Source organism: Pseudomonas sp. CFBP 8770 (assembly GCF_014841705.1).
Lineage (GTDB): Bacteria > Pseudomonadota > Gammaproteobacteria > Pseudomonadales > Pseudomonadaceae > Aquipseudomonas.
Window position 1 is genome coordinate 192,227 of sequence record NZ_JACYUL010000007.1, and the last position, 21,635, is coordinate 213,861.

The window sequence follows — 21,635 nt, forward strand, 5'->3', positions numbered from 1 at the left end:
CCACTCATGATCCGACTAGAAACCATCCTGACCCCCGGCCGTTCATGCGTGAACGTGCCGGGCGGCAGCAAGAAGAAAGCACTCGAAAACATTGCCGAGCTGATCGGTCGCGAAGTGCCCACGCTGGATGCCCAAACGGTATTCGAAGCGCTCGTTGCCCGTGAAAAACTGGGTTCGACCGGATTCGGCAACGGCATTGCCATCCCGCATTGTCGCCTCAAGGGGTGCGACACCCCCGTCAGCGCCCTCATCCACCTCAGCGCCCCGATCGACTACGACGCCATCGACGGCGCGCCCGTGGATCTGCTGTTCGTGCTTCTGGTGCCCGAAGCGGCCACCGATGCGCACCTGGAGTTGCTTCGCCAGATCGCCAGCATGCTCGATCGCAAGGAAGTGCGCGAAAGACTGCGTTCGGCGCCCAGCAATCAAGCCTTGTACCAAGTGGTACTGGACGAGCAGAGCGGTCATTAACCATGCGTTTGATCATCGTCAGTGGCCGCTCAGGCTCAGGCAAGAGCACTGCCCTGGATGTTCTCGAAGACAACGGTTTCTATTGCATCGACAACCTGCCGGCCGGGTTGCTGCCCGAACTGGCCGAGCGCGCCCTGATCCATACCGAGCTGGCGCAGCCGCAGGTGGCGGTATCGATCGATGCACGCAACCTTCCCAGCCACTTGTCGCGTTTCCCCCAATTGCTGGCCGAAGTGCGTGCCAAGCACATCAATTGCGATGTGCTGTATCTGGACGCCGACGAAGAAACACTGCTCAAGCGTTTTTCCGAAACACGTCGCCGGCATCCGCTGAGCAATGAAAGCCGCTCGCTGGCCGAGGCCATCCGCGTCGAGAGCGATCTGCTCGGGCCTATCGTCGATCTGGCCGATCTCAAGATCAACACGACCAACCTGAACCTTTACCAACTGCGCGATGCCATCAAAGTCCGGCTGTTGAACAAGCCGGAGCCGGGTACGGCCTTTCTGGTGGAGTCATTCGGGTTCAAGCGTGGCATGCCGATAGACGCCGACCTGGTGTTCGACGTGCGCTGCCTGCCCAATCCGTACTGGAAGCCGGAGCTGCGCGAGCAGTCCGGGCTCGACGCCCCAGTCGCCGAATACCTGGCGGCCCAGCCGGACGTCGAAGAGATGTATCAGGACATCTCCTCCTACCTGCTCAAATGGTTGCCGCGCTTCGCCGCCAGCAGTCGTGCCTATGTCACCATCGCCATCGGCTGTACAGGCGGGCATCATCGCTCGGTATACTTGACCGAGCGCCTGGGCCGATTGCTGCAGCAGTCGCTCAAGAACGTCCAGGTTCGCCATCGCGACCTCAGCTGAAAGGATCCCCCGCGCAATGCCCGCCCTCCAAGTAGAAATCATCAACAAGCTCGGCCTGCACGCCCGTGCCGCTGCGAAATTCGTCGGCGTGGCGGGACGCTTTCCCTGCCAGGTACGCGTCGGCCGCACACCAGAAGCTCTGGTCGATGGCAAGAGCATCATGGGTGTGATGATGTTGGCAGCCGGAAAAGGCACCACCATTCACTTGCACACCGAAGGCGAGCAGGATCAGCAGGCGCTGGATGCCATCGTCAAACTGATCAACGACAAATTCGACGAAGGCGAATAAAGCGAACCAGCGGCCGAGAGACAGAACCCGGTAGCGCCAATCCAGTACTGCGCTACGTCAGGTTCTGAGCTCTGGGTTCAAGGGTCAAGGGTCAAGACAACGCAGTGTCCATGACCATCATCAGGCAAAACCCTACGCACAGGCCCAGGCTCGCCAACTTGTGATGACCATTGCTGCGTGATTCCGGAATGATCTCGTGAGTCACGACCAGTAGCATTGCACCGGCTGCAAAGGCCAGGCCCAGTGGCAGCAAAAGCTCGCCCATACGCACCAGCCACGCACACAGCACCGCGAACACCGGCTCGACCAACCCGGATGCTGCGCCGATCAGGAAGGCCTTGTACCGGGCCATGCCCGCCCCTGCCAGAACCAGTGCGATCACCAGACCCTCGGGGACGTCCTGCAGGGCAATGCCCATCGCCAGGCTGTCGGCATCCTGCATGCCGCCGCCCGCCGAAACGCCGATGGCCATGCCCTCAGGAATATTGTGAGCGATGATGGCGATCACGAAGATCCAGATACGTGCAGGGATCACGGGCTGCTGCGTGCTGCCCACCAGATAGTCCGGTGTGACTCCGGAAACCCTCCGGTCCACCAGATACAGGCAGAACGCTCCGGACATGATGCCCAGGCTCATCAGGCCACCAGCGCCCCAGCGCGAGAAACCGATGGCCGCTGCGGCATCCAGGCCGGGAATGATCAGCGAGAACGCAGTGGCCGCCAGCATCACGCCCGCGCCGAAGCCCAGCAATGTATCAGCCACGGCGACCGGCATGCTGCGGATGACCAGTACGGGAACCGCGCCCAGAGCCGTGCCCAGGGCGCAGATAGCACCGCCTTCGAGCGCGCGCAGGATGCGCGGATCGAGGTCGAGCCAGGCCAGCAGTTCACCCACCAGCAAGGCCGCCCCTGCCAACAGCAGCACTGTGCCCAGCGCCAGGCGAAAGCGGCGGACACTGACCAGCGCAAAGGTCTGCGATCCCATGGCGCGAGGCTCAGTTCACGGCGGCTTGGTAGCGCTTCTCGACGTTGGCCCAATCGACCACGTTGTAGAACGCGTTGATGTATTCAGGCCGACGGTTCTGGTACTTGAGGTAGTAGGCGTGCTCCCAGACGTCGAGACCCAGAATCGGCGTGTTGCCATTCATCAAGGGGCTGTCCTGGTTGCCGCTGCTTTCCACCACCAGCTTCTTTTCCGGCGTGACGCTGAGCCAGGCCCACCCACTGCCGAAGCGACTCAGCGCGGCCTTGGTGAATGCTTCCTTGAACGCCTCGAACCCGCCGAGCTCGGTTTCGATGGCCTGGGCAACGCTGCCCTGCGGCTGGCCGCCACCATTGGGCGACATGACTTCCCAGAACAGGCTGTGGTTGGCATGGCCACCACCGTGGTTGGTGACGGCGCCGCGCAGGTTCTCCGGCAGCTGCTTGACCGAGGCAACCAGCTTTTCCACGGGCCATTCGGCGTATTCGGTGCCTTCGATGGCAGCGTTGACGTTGGTGATGTAGGTCTGGTGGTGCTTGGTGTGGTGGATCTCCATGGTCGCGGCATCGATGTGCGGCTCCAGGGCATCGTAGGCATAGGACAAGGCAGGCAGGGTATAAGGCATTTTCAGTGAACTCCGTAGGGAAGGTTATCGGGTTGCGTGACGACTGGCGCAACGTCGGTTTCGGCGGCGCTACACAGCAACCGGTGGGTACGGGGGTATTCGCCATGCTGGCGAGTGAAGCCGAGCAACTCGGCGTAGGTCTTGCTGGCGTGGCGCAGGGCCGCCTCGCGCAGCGCAGGCGGCAGCCGAGGATCCTCGGCCGCACGCAGCAGGCGTTCATGAATGGCGCACAGGTACTCGGCGCTTTCTTCGGGTTGATGCAACTGCAGGTGCAGGTCGGCGAGGTTGTGGTGGGAGATGACACAGGCGGCCACCGCTTCGTCGACATCCGGCCAGCGCTCGAGCAGCACCTGAGCCCACGCCAGGGCCTGCAGGTAATGCTCGCGCGCATCGATCAGCTCGCCCCGGACAAAGCAGGCGTTGGCCGTCTCCGTGATACGTTTCCAGTGCTGCATGGCGGATGTCTCCCAGCGATTGCCAAGCGGTCAGATACCGCCGGCAGTGAGCTTTTCCGGGTCGAGCAGGTCGTTGAGCCGTTCGCGGCTCAAGTCTGTGTGTTCCAGTGCCACATCGATGATTGGCCGACCTTCCTTGTAGGCTAGCTTGGCAATCTGGGCAGCCTGCTGATATCCGATGATCGGGTTGAGTGCGGTCACTAGAATCGGATTGCGCGCCAACGCTTCCTTGAGCTTGGCTTCGTTGACCTTGAACGTTGCGATCGCCCTGTCAGCCAGTAGACGGCTGGCATTGGCCATCAGTTCGATGCTTGAAAGAAGGTTGTTGGCGATGATCGGCAGCATCACATTGAGCTCGAAATTGCCCGACTGACCGGCTATCACGATGGCTGCGTCATTGCCGATGACTTGCGCGGCCACCATGGCAGTCGCCTCGGGAATCACCGGATTGACCTTGCCCGGCATGATCGATGAGCCAGGTTGCAGGGCTTCAAGCTCGATTTCGCCCAAGCCTGCCAATGGCCCGGAGTTCATCCAGCGCAAGTCGTTGGCGATTTTCATCAACGTGACGGCCGTGCCCTTGAGTTGGCCGGACAGCGCCACAGCGGTGTCTTGCGAACCGATCAGAGCAAACAGGTTGTCACCGGGCCTGAAAGCAACGCCGGTAAGCTCGCCCAACTGGTAGCTGAATCGCTGGGCGAACTGGGGATGGGCGTTGATCCCGGTCCCCACGGCGGTGCCGCCTTGTGCCACGGCCTGCAAGGCCGGTTGCAAAGCCTGCAGGTGACCGATATTGGCCTGGACCTGGGCCGCCCAGCCATTGAGGACCTGACTCATGCGCACCGGCATGGCGTCCATCAGATGGGTACGGCCGGTCTTGACGAACGCATGGACCTGCTCGGCCTTGGCCTGGATCGCCTGCACCAGATGCTGCAGCGCAGGCAGCAGGTGCTCATGCAACGCCAGCGCGGCGCTTACGTGAATGCTGGTGGGGATGATGTCGTTGCTGCTCTGACCACAATTGACATGATCGTTGGGATTGATCGGCTGGTTCAGGATCCGACTGGCCAGGGTTGCGATGACCTCGTTGGCATTCATGTTGGAACTGGTGCCCGAGCCGGTCTGGTAGATGTCGACCGGGAAGTGCTGCATGAAGTCGCTCGCCAGCAGCTGTTCGCAGGCACGCACGATGGCATCGCCCTGGGCCGCGCTCAACTGTTCGAGTTCGACGTTGGCCTTGGCCGCCGCTGCCTTGGCCAGAACCAATGCGCGGATGAACTGGGTCGGCATGCGTTGGTGGCTGATGGGAAAGTTGTCGACTGCACGTTGGGTCTGGGCGCCATACAGGGCGGCCTCCGGCACTTGCAGCTCGCCCATGCTGTCACGCTCGATACGGGTGTTACTCATCGCAATATCCTTGCAGCAGATCAGTGAGTGGGATCGAAGGCAGCAACTCGCAGCACGCCAGTTGATGGGCGCATTCCTGCCATTGGCGGATGTGGGCAGGGTGTGCCGCGCAGTTACGCAAGTCGCGCAGGGGGCGCCACGCCTGATCCAGGCAAAGGCTGCGCCAGTGCCAGGGCAACGCCTGATCGAGGGCGGTCGCCAGCAACAGGCGAAAGGTGCCGTGTGCCACGGAGTTCGGGGAGGTGGGGGTGAAACGCGCCAGATAGCGCCCTTCGGCCAGGTAGTGATCGATGAGTCGCGGCTCGTTGGGCAACAGCGCGCAGCGAATCTGCAGGCCCAGCCAACGCCAGTTCTCGAGATAGGCGGATTCGTGTACAGCGGAACTCATCGGCGCACCCAATAGCCGGAATGAGTTTCATTATTGATTGATATCGAGAATCAACACAAGTGTCACCGCTGAGATTGCCCGGCCTCGAGGGGCCGGGCATCGGCATCAGCTTCCTGCGACCGTCATGCGTTCGATCAGCACCGAGCCGGTGCGGATGTTGCTGCGCAGTTCCAGATCGTTGCCCACGGCGACGATCTGCTTGAACATGTCGCGCATGTTGCCGGCGATGGTCACTTCCTGGACCGGAAACTGGATCTCGCCATTTTCTACCCAGAATCCGGCAGCACCGCGCGAGTAGTCGCCGGTCACCATGTTCAAGCCATGGCCCATCAGCTCGGTCACCAGCAAGCCACGGCCCATGCGGCGCAGCAGCGCTTTCTGGTCTTCGTCGCCATGGGTCACGAACAGGTTGTGCACACCGCCGGAATTGGCCGTGCTGGGCAGGCCCAGCTTGCGGCCCGAATAGGTGCTCAACACGTAGGACACCAGTTCACCATTCTCCACGAACGGCTTGGCATAGGTCGCCAGACCGTCGCCATCGAATGCCGCGCTGCCCATGGCGCGCATCAGGTGCGGACGCTCGTCCAGGGTCAGCCACTCGGGGAACAGCCGTTGGCCCATCGCCCCTTCCAGGAAAGACGATTTGCGGTACAGGTTGCCACCGGAGATCGCTGCGAGGAAATTTCCGAACAGCCCCCCAGCCAGTTCCGCCGAAAACAATACCGGCACCTCGCAGGTCGGCACCGGCCGTGCGCCCAGGCGGGCGGCAGCGCGTTGTGCGGCACGCTGACCGATGGAGGCGGCATCGGCCAGCAACTCGCCCTGGCGACTTACGTCGTACCAGTAATCGCGCTGCATCTGCCCATTGGCCTCGGCAATCATCACACAGCTCAAGCTGTGTCGCGTCGATGCATAGCCGCCGATGAAACCGTGGCTGTTGCCATACACGCGGCAGCCCTGGTGAGTATTGAGCGTGGTGCCGTCGGCGTTCTTGATCAGAGGCTCGGCGTCGAAGGCTGCGGCTTCGCAGGCCAGGGCCTTTTCGATGGCCTGCTCGGGCGTGATGTCCCAGGCATGATACAGGTCGAAATCGGGTTGCTCGCGGGCCATCAGGGCGGCGTCGGCCAAGCCCGAGCTTTCATCCTCGGAGGTGTGCTTGGCGATCGCCAAGGCTGCAGCGACGGTTTCGCGAATGGCTTGGGGGCCGCTCGCCGAGGTGCTGGCCGAACCCTTGCGCTGACCGACGTACAGGGTGATGCCGAAACCCTGGTCGCGGTTGAATTCGACGGTCTCGACTTCGCGCTGGCGCACCGATGTGGACAAGCCCTGCTCCAGCGACACGGCCACCTCACAGGCGCTGGCCCCCTGACGCTTGGCTTCATCGATGATCTGCTGCACTTGCTCCTGCAGGACTGGTAATGCCTGCGGGCCGACGCTCTGGGGTGCGTTCATGGTGTTCTCCAATCAAATTCGGGTTCGGGGCGGGCCGATCTACGGCCGGGCCAGACAAGCGGCCCCCGACTGGTTATCATGGCGGCGTTTATTTGCGGACTGCCCCCATGGTTGATTCTTACGACGACTCCCTCGATGAGGGAAAAAGCAAAACTCAGGTCAAACGCGAGCTGCATGCGCTGACCGATCTTGGCGAGCGGCTTATCACGCTCAAGCCGGACATGCTCAATCGCCTGCCCTTGACCGATGGCCTGCGCCGGGCGCTGGCCGATGCTTCCAAGCACACTGCCAACATCGCGCGCAAACGCCACATCCAGTTCATCGGCAAACTGATGCGCGATCAGGACATCGACGCCATTCTGGTGCTGCTCGACCAGGTGGACGCTTCCACCCGGCAATACAACGAACGCTTCCACAACCTGGAGCGCTGGCGTGATCGGCTGGTAGCCGGCCCGGACCAGGTGCTCGAGGCGTTTTTCGCCGAGTACCCGGAAACCGATCGCCAGCACCTGCGCAACCTGGTTCGCCAGGCCCAGCACGAGACGGCGCACAACAAACCGCCTGCCACCACGCGCAAGATCTTCAAGTACATCCGCGAGCTGGACGAAACTCAACGCGGCTTGCGCTGAGACGCCTGAAGGCAGGCCGCCCGGCCTGCCTGTCATCCGCTTCAGGCGCCGGTACCGCCCACGGTGATCGCATCGATCTTCAAGGTCGGCTGGCCTACGCCCACGGGCAGCGACTGCCCATCCTTGCCGCAGGTACCCACACCGCTGTCGAGCGACAGGTCGTTGCCGACCATGGAAACCCTGCTCATTGCCTCCGGACCATTGCCGATCAGCGTAGCGCCCTTGACCGGCGTGGTGATCTTGCCGTCTTCGATAAGGTAGGCTTCGCTGGTCGAGAAGACGAACTTGCCGCTGGTGATATCCACCTGCCCGCCACCCAGGTTGGCGCAATAGATACCCTTCTTCACCGAGGCGATGATTTCTGCCGGGTCGCTTTCGCCCGCGAGCATGTAGGTATTGGTCATCCGCGGCATGGGCAGATGCGCATAGGATTCGCGGCGACCGTTGCCGGTTGCCGCCACGCCCATCAGACGCGCGTTGAGCTTGTCCTGCATGTAGCCCTTGAGCACGCCGTTTTCGATCAGGGTGGTGCACTGGGTAGGCGTGCCTTCGTCGTCGACGCTCAGCGAACCACGACGCCCGGCCAGGGTGCCATCGTCGACGATGGTGCACAGGCTGGAGGCGACTTTCTCGCCCACGCGGCCGCTGTAGGCCGAGCTGCCCTTGCGGTTGAAATCGCCTTCCAGGCCATGCCCGACCGCTTCGTGCAACAGCACGCCGGACCAACCCGCGCCCATCACCACCGGCATGGTACCGGCCGGTGCCGCCACTGCCTCGACGTTGACCAAGGCCTGGCGCAGCGCTTCACGGGCGTAGCCCATGGCGCGGTCTTCGGCAAGGAAGTAACGGTAATCGGTGCGACCACCGCCACCGTGCCCACCGCGCTCGCGACGACCGTTGTGCTCGACGATGACGCTGACGTTGAAACGCACCAGTGGACGCACGTCCGCAGCCAGGCTGCCATCGGCTGCGGCGATGAGGATTCTTTCCCAGACACCGGCCATGCTCACGGTTACTTGCTGGATGCGCGGGTCCAGCGCGCGGGTGGCGGCGTCGACGCGCTTGAGCAGGTCGACCTTCTCGGCACGGGTCAGCACTTCCAGTGGGTTGTCAGGACCGTACAACTGGCTGACCACCGGACTGCTGAACGCCTGCACGCGGCCGTTCTGGCCGGCGCGGGAAATCGAGCGGGCCGCACGCGCGGCCTGCACCAGGGCGTCCTGCGTGATCGCGTTGCTGTAGGCGAATCCGGTCTTCTCGCCGGATTGAGCACGCACGCCCACGCCCTGATCGAGATTGAAGCTGCCTTCCTTGACGATGCCGTCTTCCAGCGCCCAGGACTCGGAAATCTGACCCTGGAAATACAGATCGGCGGCGTCTATGCCGGGGCCGGCCAACTCGCCCAACACCGACTGCAGACTGTCCAGCGTGAGGCCGCCGGGTGCCAGCAGGTGTTCGCTGACGGTGGATAACATCTGGCTCATATTTACTCCGCGCTGTTCGCAGGACGCTTGGCGTACTGCGTGGAAAATGCTCGCAGGACGCTTGGCGTACTGCGTGGAAAATGCTCGCAGGACGCTTCGCGGCCTGCGCAAATAGGTGCGCGCGTGTGGCCGGAAGCGGCCCGCGCAATTCGGGTGTCGGTGACGGATGATCAATACATGCGTCCGCCCGGACACTTTTTCAATACCGGAGCCCGGCCGACAGTCCGATACCGGGCGACGGCCGCTGCGCGATCAGCCGCCGAATGGCTTGACCAGGGTCATCTGCGGATCCTTCCAGGAACCCTCGATGCGGTACTGCACGCTGGCGAAGCGCGCCACGCGGTCGCCCAGCAGCTTGTTCACCACGAACAACGCGCCGCCCACCACCGGAGCGCCGACCAGAACCGCCGCCAGCGGCAGGCTGTTGGTAATTGGCAGGGCAACTTGCACCTTGGCGTTGACGCCGTCGCGGACCATGTCCAGGGTACCGTCCAGATCGATGTCGGTGGTGGGACCGCGCAGGGTGATCGGGGTACGTGTCACGTAGACCCCTTCGCTGGCCACCAGTAGACCTTTGACTCGATCGTAGCTCAAGCCCTTGCCCAGCACATCGGAGAAATCCAGGCGCAAACGACGACCGATGGCATTGAAGTTGAGCAGGCCGAAAACGCGCAGGGCCTGGGCGCCCCCCTCGACCTCGACGAACTGGCCATCACGCAAAGTCGCGTCCAGGTTGCCGGAAAAGCGCTTGAGCCCGACCCAGGCCGGTGAACCCGGCCAACGACCATCGGCGTCCAGGTGGAACGACTCGCTGGTCACGGTCGGGGCAAACTTCCAGGCCTGCAGCACATCGGCCAGGTTCTTGCCTTGCAAGCGCCCGCGGAACCACGTGCTGGACGCACCCGGCGCGCCTTCCCAGGTCGCCGCGCCGTGCAGCATCAAGCCTTTGAGCCCCAGGTCGAGATCGTTGAGGGCGACACCCTTGGCGGTCGGACGCAGTTTCAGCGACCAGCTGCCGAGCAGCTCTTCGCCCTGCAACAGCTGGCGGATCCTGACATTGACCGCGGGTATCTTGCGTGGGTCGACATTGGCCAAAGGGTCCGGTGCTTCCACCGGATTGTCGGCCTTGACCGCGTTCGGATCGACCGGCGGCAGGCGCACGGTATCGAGGTCGACGTTGATCGGGGTCGCCTTGCCATCGGGCACATCGACCTTGCCGGTGATCTGTTGGCTGGCCAGGGCAAGGTGCCAGGCGCTGGGGCTGCGGTTGAGTTGCACGTGCGCCTGGTCGAGTTGCTGACCGAAGCCCTTGAGCGTGCCGACCTGCAGGTCGACCGCATTGACGAGCTGGCTGGCAGCGCCGCTCGGATCACCGCCGGTGTACTGCTCGGCCTGCTGCTGCCACGGCTCCAGATCCAGTGCCTGCAACGCGCCGCGGACCCGCAGCCCCTGCGTGGTGGGAAGTTGCGGCGTACCTGAGCCGATCAGCAACTCGCCCCGACCTTTGGCCAGGTCATTGGCCGCGGCTGCATAGGCAAAGCTGGCCAGATCGGCATAGGTGACGTCGAATCGGCGCTCCTGACCCTGCAGGTTCATCACGAACACTGTCGGACGCGCCACAGGGCGTGTCTTGCCAAAGGGCGCGGGCAGGTCGATGTCGACACCCTTGAGATCGGAGTCGACGCGAAGCTGGCTGTCGGCACCCAGCTTGAGCTGCAGCTGGTAGGCAATATCTCCGGAGGCCGGCACGGCCTGCTTGACCTGCAACCAGTCGACCAGGCGCTTAACCGTGATCTGGCTGTGCGCGACGATGCGCGTCAACGGCGCGCCTGGCTTGCCTTCGGCAGCAATCTGCGCCGTTACCGGCTGATCGAACGCCTGGGCAGTGATGCCCTCGCCGCTCAGGCCCTTGTCGAAGTCGAAGCGAAACGTCCCGCCCAACTGACTGAGCGCAAGCTCCGGGGACTTGATCTTCAGGCGCGCCGCGCGGGTGCTGAAATCCACCACGACTTTGGGCTCATGGCCTTTGACCAGTGGAATGTCGAGGTCGAGCCTGCCCTTGAGCGGGCCTTCACCCTGCCAGCCGGCGAAGATATCGGCGGTGCCGATGGGCGCGGTCTGCAGGATCTTCAAACCGTCGGCCAGACCACCGTCGAAGTTGCCCTTCACGTACAGGTGGCTGTCCTCGCCCAGCGGCACATGGGGCACAGTGACGGCAACATCGCTGACCTTGGTGTCGAGGATCTGCCCGCGGTCGGCCAGGATGCGCACGTCACCGTCCTGGACATAGACATTGCCGGCGACCTTGCGTGCCTCCGGCCAACCGGGCTGAAACGCCAGCGTCACGTCGTGGACCTTGAAGAACAGCGTGATACTGCGCGAATGCGCCTCGGCCGCGCTGGCCAGCGAACCCTGGTACTGGAAGTAGCCCTGATCGACCGCGCCGCGCTTGATCGCCGTACGCAGCCACTGGTCGATCGACGGGCTGAGCACCTTGGGCAGGTATTTGCTGGTGTAGGCGCCATCACCATCGACCAGGCCGACCCGCAGGTCCATGTAGGGTTCGGCCTCGTGGTGCAACGGCAGGCGAATGAGAAAGTCGGCGGCAATATTGCCCTCTTCGCCCAGCACCTTGATGGCCGGCGCGATCAGGGTGAACGCGTGTTCATCGAGCTTGAAATTCAGGCGAGCGTTGGCCTTGAGGTAATGCCAGGGTTTCTCGAAGATCGGGCTCAGGTGCAGCATGAACTTTTCGCTGTCCAGGCGCAGCTCGCCCTGGCCGATATCGCCGATCAGGCTGCCGCTGACGTTGTCCGCTGCTGGCGCGCCGTAGTAGGCATCGAAGCCGACGTTCTCCAGGTTGGCCGCGTAGCCAAGGCGATCGGCGCCGGTAGCCTGGGGTCGAATGTCGAGCGAGACATTGCGCAGCACCCCGGTGAGGTTCAGGCCGTTGGCGATGGCCGCCACTTGCTTGGGCAGGGGCACCAGCGCGTCGAGCAACGGCGTGATCGGCGTCAGGTCGAGACGATCGGCCTGAATGTGCCACTGCTCCTGGCTCGATGGCGTCGCGGCGCGCTGCTGCAGCGCCACATGGGTTTGCCAGGGTTTGCCATCCAGGGTCATGGCCAAAGTCCCCAGGTTCACGTCGAGGCCTTCGGCACTGCGTTGCAGCCAAGCCTGCAGCCTGAGATCGGCGATGGTGTAAGGCTTGTGCTCGGCATGGGCACCTTTGAACGATGGTGCTTCGAGCTTGACCACCGCTCGCTGGACGTCGGCATCCGCCCAGTCCAGCCAGAACTCGCCGCCCGCCTTGAGTTGCTCAAGCTTCCAGGCCTGGGTGTAGCGACTCGGCAGCCATTGCGCCCAGTCGCTTTGCGGCAGGTTCAGATACACCTGGGCGCGGCCCTGGCGCCATCGTTCGGCGCGCACTTGCGCTTGCACGTTCAGCGCCAGCGGCTGACCGTCAGGCAGATGCAGGCGCAGATCCAGGCGCTGGCGCTCTTCACCGGTGCGCAGGCTCAGCTCTACATAGGTCAATGTCAGCGGGTCGTGCTCCAACGGTTGCAGGGTCAGCTGGCTGTCGAGCACCGACAGCCGCTCGACCTGCTGCATCTGCTGCAAGGTGCGCTGCAGGTCGAAGGCCTGGTCCTGCTGCTGCGGCAGCCCCTTGAGCGACCACTTGCCGGCGGCGTCCTCGACCGCGCTGAGCTGTACGCCGCCCAGCTCGAGATGGGCAATGCGCACCGACCGCGCCAACAGGCTGCCCCACAGGTCCGGCACCACCCTGACCTGATCCAGGCGCAGCGCATTGCTGCCCTCGCCCACTTGCACATCGTGAATCAGCAGTACCGGCGCCAGACGACTCCAGCGCCCCTCCAGACTGCCGATGCGCACCGGCATGCCCAGCGCCTGGCTGGCACGTGCCTCGATCTGCGCGTCGTATTCGGCCACCAGAGGCACCAGTTGCCGACCCAGGCTGACGTACAGCGCCAGCAATACCAGCAGTACCGCACACAGCGTCAGTGCCCAACGCGTGACCCCACCGAGCACGGCATTCAAGCGGACCATGCAGGCATGCTCCCGCCACAGGCAGCGTCAGCCTGAAAGCCCGAAGCCTGGGGACTCGACAATCGTTTCACTGGCCGTTTCAGAGCAGCACCACATCATATTGTTCCTGGGAATACATGGACTCGACCTGGAAGCGAATGGTTCGTCCGATGAACGCTTCCAGTTCGGCCACATTGCCGGATTCTTCATCGAGCAGCCGGTCGACCACTTTTTGATTGGCCAGCACACGATAGCCCACGGCCTGATAGGCACGCGCCTCGCGCAGGATCTCGCGGAAGATCTCGTAGCACACCGTTTCCGGGGTTTTCAGCTTGCCACGGCCCTGGCAACAGACGCACGGCTCGCACAGGACCTGTTCCAGACTCTCGCGGGTGCGCTTGCGGGTCATCTGCACCAGGCCCAGCTCGGTGATGCCGATGATGTTGGTCTTGGCATGGTCGCGCTCGAGCTGCTTTTCCAGCGTGCGCAGGACCTGGCGCTGGTGCTCTTCATCTTCCATGTCGATGAAGTCGATGATGATGATGCCACCGATGTTGCGCAGACGCAGCTGCCGGGCAATGGCGGTGGCCGCTTCCAGGTTGGTCTTGAAGATGGTCTCTTCGAGGTTGCGGTGGCCGACGAAAGCCCCGGTGTTGACGTCGATGGTGGTCATCGCTTCGGCCGGATCGACCACCAGATAGCCGCCGGACTTGAGCGGCACCTTGCGGTCCAGCGCCCGCTGGATCTCGTCTTCCACACCGTACAGATCGAAGATGGGCCGCTCGCCAGGATAATGCTCCAGCCGGTCGGCGATTTCGGGCATCAGTTCGGCCACGAACTGCGTGGTCTTCTGGAAGGTCTCCCGTGAGTCGATGCGGATCTTCTCGATCTTCGGGTTGACCAGATCGCGCAGGGTACGCAGCGCCAGGCCCAGGTCTTCGTAGATTTCGGTCGGCGCCCCGACGGTCTGGATCTGCGCGTTGATCTGGTCCCAGAGGCGCCGCAGGTAGCGGATGTCCATGAGGATTTCCTCGGCGCCGGCACCCTCGGCAGCGGTACGCAGAATGAACCCGCCGACCTCCTGAATGCCCTCTTTCTCGACGCAGTCGGCCACCACCTTCTTCAGGCGTTCACGCTCGCCCTCATCCTCGATCTTCAGGGAGATGCCGACGTGCCGGGTGCGCGGCATATACACCAGGTAGCGCGACGGAATCGACAGCTGGGTCGTCAGGCGCGCGCCTTTGGAGCCGATCGGGTCCTTGGTGACCTGCACCACCAGGCTTTGCCCTTCGTGCACGAGGGCGCTGATGGTTTCCAGGGTCGAGCCTTCACGCAGGGAGATTTCCGACGCATGGATGAACGCGGCGCGGTCCAGGCCGATGTCGATGAAGGCGGCCTGCATGCCGGGCAGCACGCGCACCACCTTGCCCTTGTAGATATTGCCGACGATCCCGCGACGCTGGGTGCGCTCGACGTGGACCTCTTGCAGGACACCGTTTTCCACCACGGCCACGCGCGATTCCATCGGCGTGATGTTGATCAGAATCTCTTCGCTCATGGCTGGGTCTCGTTCCTGGTGTCTTTTGTTGTAATGGCGATGGCGCTGCCGGCCGGGTCCTCTCAGGACACTTGCCAGCAGGCGATGCCATTGCGTTGCAGCAGCGCCGCGGTTTCGTACAAACCCAGGCCGACGACGGCAGAATAACTGCCTTCGAGCTTTTCTACGAATATTGCGCCCAGCCCCTGGATGCCATAGCCGCCCGCCTTGTCCGCCGGTTCGCCGGAGGCCCAGTAGGCACGGGCCTCGGCTTCGTCGATCGGGCGGAACGTGACCCGTGCCGAGGCCGTGCCGATGTCCATCTGCGTGCCATCGAACAGCGCCGCAGTGGTGATCACTTCATGGGTGCTGCCGGATAACAGAGCCAGCATTGCCAAGGCATCGGCTTCGTCGCGCGGCTTGCCGAGAATGCGTCCGTGCGCGATCACTGCCGTGTCCGCGCCCAGCACGTGAGCGGCCCCCGGCTGCGACCGCGACTGCCAGCCGGCGCGGGCTTTTTCTTCGGCCATGCGCTGCACGTAGGCACGGCTTTCTTCGCCGGGCCTGGGCGTTTCGTCGATGGCAGCAGTGATCACAGTGAAGGGTACGCCGATCTGCGTCAGCAGTTCACGACGCCTGGGCGAGCTGGAAGCCAGGTACAGGGTAGACATGCAAGGCGTCTCCGCGTCGGGCCGCGCGGGCCCGTCAGTTGATGCCCAGGCGCTTGCGCAAGCCACGCAGCAGATAGCTGACCCACGGCCAGAGCAAGGCGCTCATCAGCGCGGGCAACAGCAGGGCCAGAGTGGGTTGGCGGTTGCCGGTCAGCGCGCTCAGCCACAGCTGAACCAGCTGCGCCAGACCGAAGACCACCAGAATGACCAGGCTCTGCTGCCACATCGGAAAGATGCGCATGCGCTGGGCCAGGGACAGGATGAGGAAGGTGATGAGGCTGAGGATGAGAGCGTTCTGCCCCAGCAGGGTGCCGAACAGCACGTCTTGCGCCAGGCCCAGGATCCAGGCGGTGGTCATGCCCACCTTGTGCGGCACCGACAGCGTCCAGTAGGCCAGCAGCAGGGCCAGCCACAACGGCCGCAACACTTCCATGAACTGCGGCATGGGCGACACGCACAGCAGCAGGCCGACGACGAAGGTCAGCCAGATGACCCAGCCATTGCGCGAGCGCGTACCGACCATTATTGCCTCTCCCGTGTGGTAGCCGGCGCTGAGCGCGAAGGTGTCGCCGGTGTGGTGCGCTCAGGGGCGGCGGCCGGGGCCGAGTGGGCCCGCGCCGGGTTGGCTGCCGGTGCCGGGGTGTGAGCGGGCGTCGTCGGTGCGGCGGCGGGCGCAGCGGTGGCTGGTACGGAGGTGGGCGCAGTGACCGGTGTCGCCGGGGTGCCGTCCTGGGGCGCGGCCCCTTGGCGGTCGGCAGCCTCCTGGGCTTGCGCGGCTTCGGTGGCGCGCTGCTCTGGCGAGCGACTGTCGCTGAACACCAGCAGCAGGTAGCGGCTGCGGTTCAGGGCCGCAGTGGGCACGGCGCGGACGATGGCGAAGGGCTGACCGGAATCGTGGATGACTTCCTTGACCGTGGCCACCGGGTAACCCGCCGGGAACCGCTGGCCCAGGCCAGAACTGACCAGCAGGTCGCCTTCCTTGATGTCGGCAGTGTCGGCGACGTGACGCAGTTCGAGCCGCTCGGGATTGCCCGTGCCGCTGGCGATGGCACGCAGCCCGTTGCGGTTGACCTGCACAGGAATGCTGTGGGTAGTGTCGGTGAGCAGCAGTACGCGCGAGGTGTAGGGCATCAATTCGACCACCTGGCCCATCAACCCACGGGCGTCGAGCACGGGCTGGCCGAGCACCACGCCATCGCGCTCGCCCTTGTTGATCAGGATGCGATGGGTGAACGGGTTCGGGTCCATGCCGATCAACTCGGCTACCTCGACCTTTTCGTTCACCAGCGCCGAAGAGTTGAGCAGCTCGCGCAGACGTACGTTCTGCTCGGTCAACGCCGCCAGTTTCTGCAGGCGACCTTGCAGCAACAGGCCTTCGGTCTTGAGTTTCTCGTTTTCGGCCAGCAGCTCGGTGCGGCTGCCGAACTGGCTGGCAACGCCTTCGAACAAGCGTTGCGGCAGATCGGTGACCCAATAGGCACGCATCAGCACCAGCGACATTTCGCTGCGCACGGGTTTGAGCAAGGTAAAGCGCGCGTCGACAACCATCAGCGCGACCGACAGCACGACCAGCACCAACAGGCGCACGCCCAGTGAGGGGCCCTTGGTGAAAAGCGGTTTAATAGGCCGCTCCTCCCAGGCAAATGTTCATGTGGTCATTCATGTGACGGCAAACCGGCCCGGATCGAAAGTACAGGACGCATACAGGTAGCATCGAAGACGCTACCTGTAAACGACCCCAGGAATCTTTCCCGCGAAGTTATTCGCTGGAGAGCAGATCCATGGTGTGCTTGTCCATCATTTCCAGGGCACGACCGCCACCCCGAGCCACGCACGTCAGCGGGTCTTCGGCGACGATCACCGGCAGGCCGGTTTCCTGGGCCAGCAGCTTGTCGAGGTCGCGCAGCAGCGCGCCACCGCCAGTCAGCACCAGGCCGCGTTCGGCGATGTCCGAGGCCAGCTCGGGGGGCGACTGTTCCAGCGCGCTCTTGACGGCCTGCACGATGGTCGCGAGGGACTCCTGCAGGGCTTCGAGCACTTCGTTGGAGTTCAGCGTGAAGGCACGTGGAACGCCTTCGGCCAGGTTGCGGCCACGCACGTCGACTTCACGCACTTCGCCGCCCGGGTAGGCCGTGCCGATTTCCTGCTTGATGCGCTCGGCGGTGGATTCGCCGATCAGGCTGCCGTAGTTGCGACGCACGTAGGTGACGATGGCTTCATCGAAGCGGTCGCCGCCCACACGGACGGATTCGGCATAGACCACGCCATTGAGCGAGATCAGAGCGATTTCGGTGGTACCACCGCCGATGTCGACGACCATCGAACCGCGGGCTTCCTCGACCGGCAGGCCGGCGCCGATGGCGGCCGCCATGGGCTCTTCGATCAGGAACACTTCGCGGGCACCGGCGCCCAGCGCCGATTCACGAATGGCACGGCGTTCCACCTGGGTGGATTTGCAAGGCACACAGATCAGCACGCGCGGGCTGGGCTGCAGGAAGCTGTTCTCGTGCACCTTGTTGATGAAATATTGCAGCATCTTTTCGCAGACGCTGAAGTCGGCGATCACGCCGTCCTTCATCGGGCGAATGGCGGCGATGTTGCCGGGGGTACGGCCGAGCATGCGCTTGGCTTCGGTACCGACCGCAACGACACTTTTCTGATTACCGTGGGTCCGAATGGCCACAACTGATGGCTCATTCAGGACGATACCGCGCTCACGCACGTAAATAAGGGTGTTGGCAGTGCCCAGGTCAATGGAAAGATCGCTGGAAAACATGCCACGCAGTTTCTTGAACATGGGAAAAGGACCCTAGGCAACGCGTGGGTAAAAAAGTGCGGCAAACTCTAACAACGGCGGGGATTTTGGGCAAGGCGCCAATATGTTAAATTGGCTGTTTTTCCGGGCACGCCTGCACTCGATCGCGGCCATATGACCACAGAAGTGCGATAGTGTTCCCCAAAACCACGGCTTTGCCGTATTTCATTTTCCACTGGAGATCCCCATGGCGCTTGAACGCTGCGACGTGGAAAAAATCGCTCACCTGGCCCGTCTGGGCCTGAATGAAGCCGATATGCCACGCACCATCGAAGCACTGAACAGCATTCTGGGCCTCGTCGACCAGATGCAAGCGGTCGACACCAGCGGCATCGAACCCCTGGCCCACCCACTGGAAGCCAGCCAGCGGCTGCGCGCCGACCAGGTGACCGAACGCAACCAGCGCGACGCCTACCAGGCCATCGCACCGGCGGTCGAAAACGGCCTGTATCTGGTTCCTAAAGTCATCGAGTAAAGGGAAAGAGCCTGCCATGCATCAACTGACACTGGCCGAGATCGCCCGCGGACTCGCCGACAAGAAATTTTCCGCCGAAGAGCTGACCCGTACCCTGCTGGCGCGTATCGCCCAGCTGGATCCTCAGCTCAACAGCTTCATCACCGTCACCCCCGAGCACGCCATCGCCCAGGCGCAGGCCGCCGATGCGCGGCGCGCCAACGGCGAAGGCGGTGCCCTGCTGGGTGCACCGCTGGCCCACAAGGACCTGTTCTGCACCCAGGGCATCCGCACCAGCTGCGGGTCGAAGATGCTCGACAACTTCCAGGCGCCCTATGACGCCACCGTGGTGGCCAAGCTCAATGCAGCGGGCGCGGTGACCCTGGGCAAGCTGAACATGGACGAATTCGCCATGGGTTCGGCCAACGAGAACAGCCACTACGGCCCGGTGAAAAACCCCTGGAACCTGGCCCACGTGCCCGGCGGTTCCTCGGGCGGCTCGGCGGCGGCCGTGGCGGCGCGCTTGTTGCCGGTGGCGACAGGCACCGACACTGGCGGTTCGATCCGTCAACCGGCGGCCTTCACCAACCTCACTGGGATCAAGCCGACCTATGGCCGGGTGTCGCGCTGGGGAATGATCGCCTACGCTTCCAGCCTCGACCAGGCCGGCGTGCTGGCACGCAACGCCGAGGATTGCGCCCTGTTGCTGCAAGGCATGGCAGGCTTCGACCCGCAGGACTCCACCAGCATCGATGAACCCGTCCCCGACTACAGCGCCACCTTGGGCGGCTCGCTGCAAGGCCTGCGCATCGGCGTGCCGAAGGAATACTTCGGCGCCGGCCTCGATCCGCGCATCGCCGACCTGATTCACGCCAGCATCGAGCAACTGCAGAAGCTGGGCGCAACCATCAAGGACATCAGCCTGCCGAACATGCAGCAGGCGATTGCCGCCTACTACGTGATCGCACCGGCCGAGGCTTCTTCGAACCTGTCGCGCTTCGATGGGGTACGCTTCGGCTATCGCTGCGAGAACCCCAAGGACCTCACCGACCTGTACAAGCGTTCGCGCGCCGAAGGCTTCGGCCCGGAAGTGCAGCGCCGCATCATGGTCGGCGCCTATGCACTTTCGGCGGGCTACTACGACGCCTATTACCTGCAGGCGCAGAAGATCCGCCGCTTGATCAAGAACGATTTCATGGCCGCCTTCGAAGACGTCGACATGATCCTCAGCCCGACCACGCCGAACCCGGCCTGGAAGCTGGGCGCCAAGAATGCCGACCCGGTTGCCGCCTACCTCGAAGACATCTACACGATCACCGCCAACCTCGCCGGCCTGCCCGGCCTGTCGATGCCGGCCGGTTTCGTCGATGGCCTGCCGGTCGGCGTGCAGCTGCTGGCCCCCTACTTCCAGGAAGGCCGCCTGCTCAATGCGGCGCACCAGTACCAGCAAGTCACCGACTGGCACACTCGCGCGCCTGAAGGCTTCTAAGGAGAAACATCATGCAATGGGAAGTCGTGATCGGGCTGGAGATTCATACCCAGCTCGCCACCCAGTCGAAGATTTTCTCCGGCAGCTCCACCACCTTCGGCTCCGAGCCGAACACCCAGGCCAGCCTGGTCGATCTGGGCATGCCCGGCGTACTGCCGGTGCTGAACCAGGAAGCCGTGCGCATGGCCGCGATGTTCGGCCTGGCAATCGACGCCGAAATCGGCCAGCACAACGTGTTTGCGCGCAAGAACTACTTCTATCCCGACCTGCCCAAGGGCTACCAGATCAGCCAGATGGAGCTGCCGATCGTCGGCAAGGGCCACCTGGACATCACCCTGGAAGACGGCACGGTCAAGCGTATCGGCGTGACTCGCGCGCACCTGGAAGAAGACGCTGGCAAAAGCCTGCACGAGGACTTCAGCGGCAGCACCGGCATCGACCTCAACCGTGCCGGCACGCCGCTGCTGGAAATCGTTTCCGAGCCCGACATGCGCAGTGCCAAGGAAGCCGTGGCCTACGTCAAGGCCATGCACTCGCTGGTCCGTTACCTGGGCATCTGTGACGGCAACATGGCCGAAGGCTCGTTGCGCTGTGACTGCAACGTGTCGATCCGGCCCAAGGGCCAGGTCGAGTTCGGCACCCGCTGCGAGATCAAGAACGTCAACTCGTTCCGCTTCATCGAGCGCGCCATCAACAGCGAGATCGCGCGCCAGATCGAACTGATCGAAGACGGCGGCAAGGTCATCCAGCAGACCCGCCTGTACGATCCGAACAAGGACGAGACACGCGCCATGCGCAGCAAGGAGGAAGCCAACGACTACCGTTACTTCCCCGACCCCGATCTGCTGCCGGTGGTGATCGAGGATTCGTTCCTGGAAACGACCCGGGCCACCCTACCCGAGTTGCCGCCTGCCAAGCGCGAGCGCTTCAAGAGCGAGTTCGGCCTGTCTGCCTACGATGCCAGCGTGCTGGCCTCGAGCCGCGAGCAGGCGGACTTCTTCGAGCAGGTCGTGGCCAGCTGCGCCGATGCCAAGCTTGCCGCCAACTGGGTCATGGTCGAGCTGGGCAGCCTGTTGAACAAGCAGGGGCTGGAAATCGAGGATTCGCCGGTCAGCGCCGCACAACTGGGTGGCATGCTGCAGCGCATCAAGGACAACACCATCTCCGGCAAGATCGCCAAGATGGTTTTCGAAGCGATGGCCAACGGTGAAGGCGATGCCGACCAGATCATCGAGGCGCGTGGCCTGAAACAGGTCACCGACAGCGGGGCGATCGAGAAGGTGCTCGACGAAGTGCTGGCTGCCAACGCCGAGCAGGTCGAACAGTACCGCGCGGCTGACGAAGCCAAGCGCGGCAAGATGTTCGGCTTCTTCGTCGGCCAGGCGATGAAAGCCTCCAAGGGCAAGGCCAACCCGCAGCAGGTCAACGAACTGCTCAAGAGCAAGCTGGCCGGTTGATGGGCCGACGCCTCCCCTGTAGCAGCGGCGCGAGCCGCGTCCGGCGCAGTTGTAGCAGCGGCGCAAGCCGCGTCCGGCCTCAACGCGGTGAAGCAAACGGACCGCGGATACCGCTGACGCGGC

General features: G+C 63.5%; 20 protein-coding genes. 7 read left to right on the forward strand and 13 right to left on the reverse strand.

The features are described 5' to 3' along the window. Positions 1–6 precede the first annotated feature (6 nt). Genes ptsN through IFT98_RS17055 form a run of 3 tightly spaced genes read left to right on the forward strand, consistent with a single transcriptional unit; the run spans position 7 to position 1,620 of the window. A complete protein-coding gene (ptsN, locus tag IFT98_RS17045; RefSeq protein ID WP_192050635.1) occupies positions 7–471 on the forward strand; it encodes a PTS IIA-like nitrogen regulatory protein PtsN in 465 nt (154 codons plus the stop codon). A 2-nt stretch (positions 472–473) separates the two neighbouring features. Further along, positions 474–1,331, forward strand: a complete 858-nt coding sequence (rapZ, locus tag IFT98_RS17050) for an RNase adapter RapZ (RefSeq protein ID WP_122479503.1) — start codon at positions 474–476, stop codon at positions 1,329–1,331. 16 nt (positions 1,332–1,347) lie between these two features. Further along, positions 1,348–1,620 (forward strand): HPr family phosphocarrier protein, encoded by a 273-nt coding sequence (locus IFT98_RS17055; RefSeq protein ID WP_122479504.1) that lies wholly within the window; start codon positions 1,348–1,350, stop codon positions 1,618–1,620. Between the two features lie 91 nt (positions 1,621–1,711). Here IFT98_RS17055 and IFT98_RS17060 read toward each other — a convergent pair whose 3' ends face one another. The 6 genes from IFT98_RS17060 to pmbA form a co-directional block, all read right to left on the reverse strand. Next, the gene (locus IFT98_RS17060) at positions 1,712–2,605 is read right to left on the reverse strand and encodes a ZIP family metal transporter (protein WP_192050634.1); all 894 of its coding nucleotides are present in this window, start codon (positions 2,603–2,605) and stop codon (positions 1,712–1,714) included. A gap of 10 nt (positions 2,606–2,615) precedes the next feature. Continuing rightward, entirely contained in the window at positions 2,616–3,227 is a 612-nt protein-coding gene (locus tag IFT98_RS17065; protein WP_192050632.1) for a superoxide dismutase, read from the reverse strand. A gap of 2 nt (positions 3,228–3,229) precedes the next feature. After that, positions 3,230–3,682 (reverse strand): hypothetical protein, encoded by a 453-nt coding sequence (locus IFT98_RS17070; RefSeq protein WP_192050630.1) that lies wholly within the window; start codon positions 3,680–3,682, stop codon positions 3,230–3,232. Between the two features lie 30 nt (positions 3,683–3,712). Continuing rightward, positions 3,713–5,089, reverse strand: a complete 1,377-nt coding sequence (locus IFT98_RS17075) for a class II fumarate hydratase (RefSeq protein WP_192050628.1) — start codon at positions 5,087–5,089, stop codon at positions 3,713–3,715. Beyond that, entirely contained in the window at positions 5,082–5,477 is a 396-nt protein-coding gene (locus tag IFT98_RS17080) for a FagA protein (protein ID WP_192050627.1), read from the reverse strand. The genes IFT98_RS17075 and IFT98_RS17080 overlap by 8 nt, the downstream gene beginning before the upstream one ends. A gap of 105 nt (positions 5,478–5,582) precedes the next feature. Beyond that, positions 5,583–6,929, reverse strand: a complete 1,347-nt coding sequence (gene pmbA / locus IFT98_RS17085; protein ID WP_185794052.1) for a metalloprotease PmbA — start codon at positions 6,927–6,929, stop codon at positions 5,583–5,585. A 107-nt stretch (positions 6,930–7,036) separates the two neighbouring features. Here pmbA and yjgA point away from each other — a divergent pair, with 107 nt between their 5' ends. Then, positions 7,037–7,558, forward strand: a complete 522-nt coding sequence (yjgA, locus tag IFT98_RS17090; protein WP_122479510.1) for a ribosome biogenesis factor YjgA — start codon at positions 7,037–7,039, stop codon at positions 7,556–7,558. 41 nt (positions 7,559–7,599) lie between these two features. On the opposite strand, the gene tldD is transcribed toward yjgA, so the two are convergent. From tldD to mreB, 7 genes are all read right to left on the reverse strand, one after another. After that, on the reverse strand, positions 7,600–9,042 hold the full coding sequence (gene tldD / locus IFT98_RS17095) for a metalloprotease TldD (protein WP_192050625.1): 1,443 nt from the start codon (positions 9,040–9,042) through the stop codon (positions 7,600–7,602). Between the two features lie 252 nt (positions 9,043–9,294). Then, positions 9,295–13,110, reverse strand: a complete 3,816-nt coding sequence (locus IFT98_RS17100) for a YhdP family protein (protein ID WP_192050623.1) — start codon at positions 13,108–13,110, stop codon at positions 9,295–9,297. Positions 13,111–13,189: 79 nt separating this feature from the next. Beyond that, complete coding sequence (gene rng / locus IFT98_RS17105; RefSeq protein WP_192050621.1) at positions 13,190–14,647, reverse strand: ribonuclease G; 1,458 nt, start codon at positions 14,645–14,647, stop codon at positions 13,190–13,192. Positions 14,648–14,709: 62 nt separating this feature from the next. After that, positions 14,710–15,297 (reverse strand): Maf family protein, encoded by a 588-nt coding sequence (locus IFT98_RS17110; protein WP_192050619.1) that lies wholly within the window; start codon positions 15,295–15,297, stop codon positions 14,710–14,712. A gap of 34 nt (positions 15,298–15,331) precedes the next feature. Next, complete coding sequence (gene mreD / locus IFT98_RS17115) at positions 15,332–15,820, reverse strand: rod shape-determining protein MreD (protein WP_122479515.1); 489 nt, start codon at positions 15,818–15,820, stop codon at positions 15,332–15,334. Further along, the gene (mreC, locus tag IFT98_RS17120; RefSeq protein WP_446730847.1) at positions 15,820–16,872 is read right to left on the reverse strand and encodes a rod shape-determining protein MreC; all 1,053 of its coding nucleotides are present in this window, start codon (positions 16,870–16,872) and stop codon (positions 15,820–15,822) included. Before mreC ends, mreD begins: the two co-directional genes overlap by 1 nt. Positions 16,873–17,056: 184 nt before the next feature. Then, on the reverse strand, positions 17,057–18,094 hold the full coding sequence (mreB, locus tag IFT98_RS17125) for a rod shape-determining protein MreB (RefSeq protein ID WP_008371426.1): 1,038 nt from the start codon (positions 18,092–18,094) through the stop codon (positions 17,057–17,059). A gap of 205 nt (positions 18,095–18,299) precedes the next feature. Between mreB and gatC the strand changes: the two genes are divergently transcribed. The 3 genes from gatC to gatB are packed head-to-tail and all read left to right on the forward strand — an operon-like array spanning position 18,300 to position 21,512. Then, the gene (gene gatC / locus IFT98_RS17130; protein ID WP_122713462.1) at positions 18,300–18,587 is read left to right on the forward strand and encodes an Asp-tRNA(Asn)/Glu-tRNA(Gln) amidotransferase subunit GatC; all 288 of its coding nucleotides are present in this window, start codon (positions 18,300–18,302) and stop codon (positions 18,585–18,587) included. A gap of 16 nt (positions 18,588–18,603) precedes the next feature. After that, positions 18,604–20,055: an Asp-tRNA(Asn)/Glu-tRNA(Gln) amidotransferase subunit GatA gene (gatA, locus tag IFT98_RS17135; protein WP_192050618.1), complete on the forward strand. Its 1,452-nt coding sequence runs from the start codon at positions 18,604–18,606 to the stop codon at positions 20,053–20,055. Positions 20,056–20,066: 11 nt separating this feature from the next. Further along, a complete protein-coding gene (gene gatB / locus IFT98_RS17140; protein ID WP_192050616.1) occupies positions 20,067–21,512 on the forward strand; it encodes an Asp-tRNA(Asn)/Glu-tRNA(Gln) amidotransferase subunit GatB in 1,446 nt (481 codons plus the stop codon). Positions 21,513–21,635: the final 123 nt, after the last annotated feature.

Bases quoted from the DNA above. Each gene is read 5' to 3' on its own strand.
- ptsN (WP_192050635.1), top strand. From the start codon at position 7: ATGATCCGACTAGAAACCATCCTGACCCCCGGCCGTTCATGCGTGAAC.
- rapZ (WP_122479503.1), top strand. From the start codon at position 474: ATGCGTTTGATCATCGTCAGTGGCCGCTCAGGCTCAGGCAAGAGCACT.
- IFT98_RS17055 (WP_122479504.1), top strand. From the start codon at position 1,348: ATGCCCGCCCTCCAAGTAGAAATCATCAACAAGCTCGGCCTGCACGCC.
- IFT98_RS17060 (WP_192050634.1), bottom strand. From the start codon at position 2,605: ATGGGATCGCAGACCTTTGCGCTGGTCAGTGTCCGCCGCTTTCGCCTG.
- IFT98_RS17065 (WP_192050632.1), bottom strand. From the start codon at position 3,227: ATGCCTTATACCCTGCCTGCCTTGTCCTATGCCTACGATGCCCTGGAG.
- IFT98_RS17070 (WP_192050630.1), bottom strand. From the start codon at position 3,682: ATGCAGCACTGGAAACGTATCACGGAGACGGCCAACGCCTGCTTTGTC.
- IFT98_RS17075 (WP_192050628.1), bottom strand. From the start codon at position 5,089: ATGAGTAACACCCGTATCGAGCGTGACAGCATGGGCGAGCTGCAAGTG.
- IFT98_RS17080 (WP_192050627.1), bottom strand. From the start codon at position 5,477: ATGAGTTCCGCTGTACACGAATCCGCCTATCTCGAGAACTGGCGTTGG.
- pmbA (WP_185794052.1), bottom strand. From the start codon at position 6,929: ATGAACGCACCCCAGAGCGTCGGCCCGCAGGCATTACCAGTCCTGCAG.
- yjgA (WP_122479510.1), top strand. From the start codon at position 7,037: ATGGTTGATTCTTACGACGACTCCCTCGATGAGGGAAAAAGCAAAACT.
- tldD (WP_192050625.1), bottom strand. From the start codon at position 9,042: ATGAGCCAGATGTTATCCACCGTCAGCGAACACCTGCTGGCACCCGGC.
- IFT98_RS17100 (WP_192050623.1), bottom strand. From the start codon at position 13,110: ATGGTCCGCTTGAATGCCGTGCTCGGTGGGGTCACGCGTTGGGCACTG.
- rng (WP_192050621.1), bottom strand. From the start codon at position 14,647: ATGAGCGAAGAGATTCTGATCAACATCACGCCGATGGAATCGCGCGTG.
- IFT98_RS17110 (WP_192050619.1), bottom strand. From the start codon at position 15,297: ATGTCTACCCTGTACCTGGCTTCCAGCTCGCCCAGGCGTCGTGAACTG.
- mreD (WP_122479515.1), bottom strand. From the start codon at position 15,820: ATGGTCGGTACGCGCTCGCGCAATGGCTGGGTCATCTGGCTGACCTTC.
- mreB (WP_008371426.1), bottom strand. From the start codon at position 18,094: ATGTTCAAGAAACTGCGTGGCATGTTTTCCAGCGATCTTTCCATTGAC.
- gatC (WP_122713462.1), top strand. From the start codon at position 18,300: ATGGCGCTTGAACGCTGCGACGTGGAAAAAATCGCTCACCTGGCCCGT.
- gatA (WP_192050618.1), top strand. From the start codon at position 18,604: ATGCATCAACTGACACTGGCCGAGATCGCCCGCGGACTCGCCGACAAG.
- gatB (WP_192050616.1), top strand. From the start codon at position 20,067: ATGCAATGGGAAGTCGTGATCGGGCTGGAGATTCATACCCAGCTCGCC.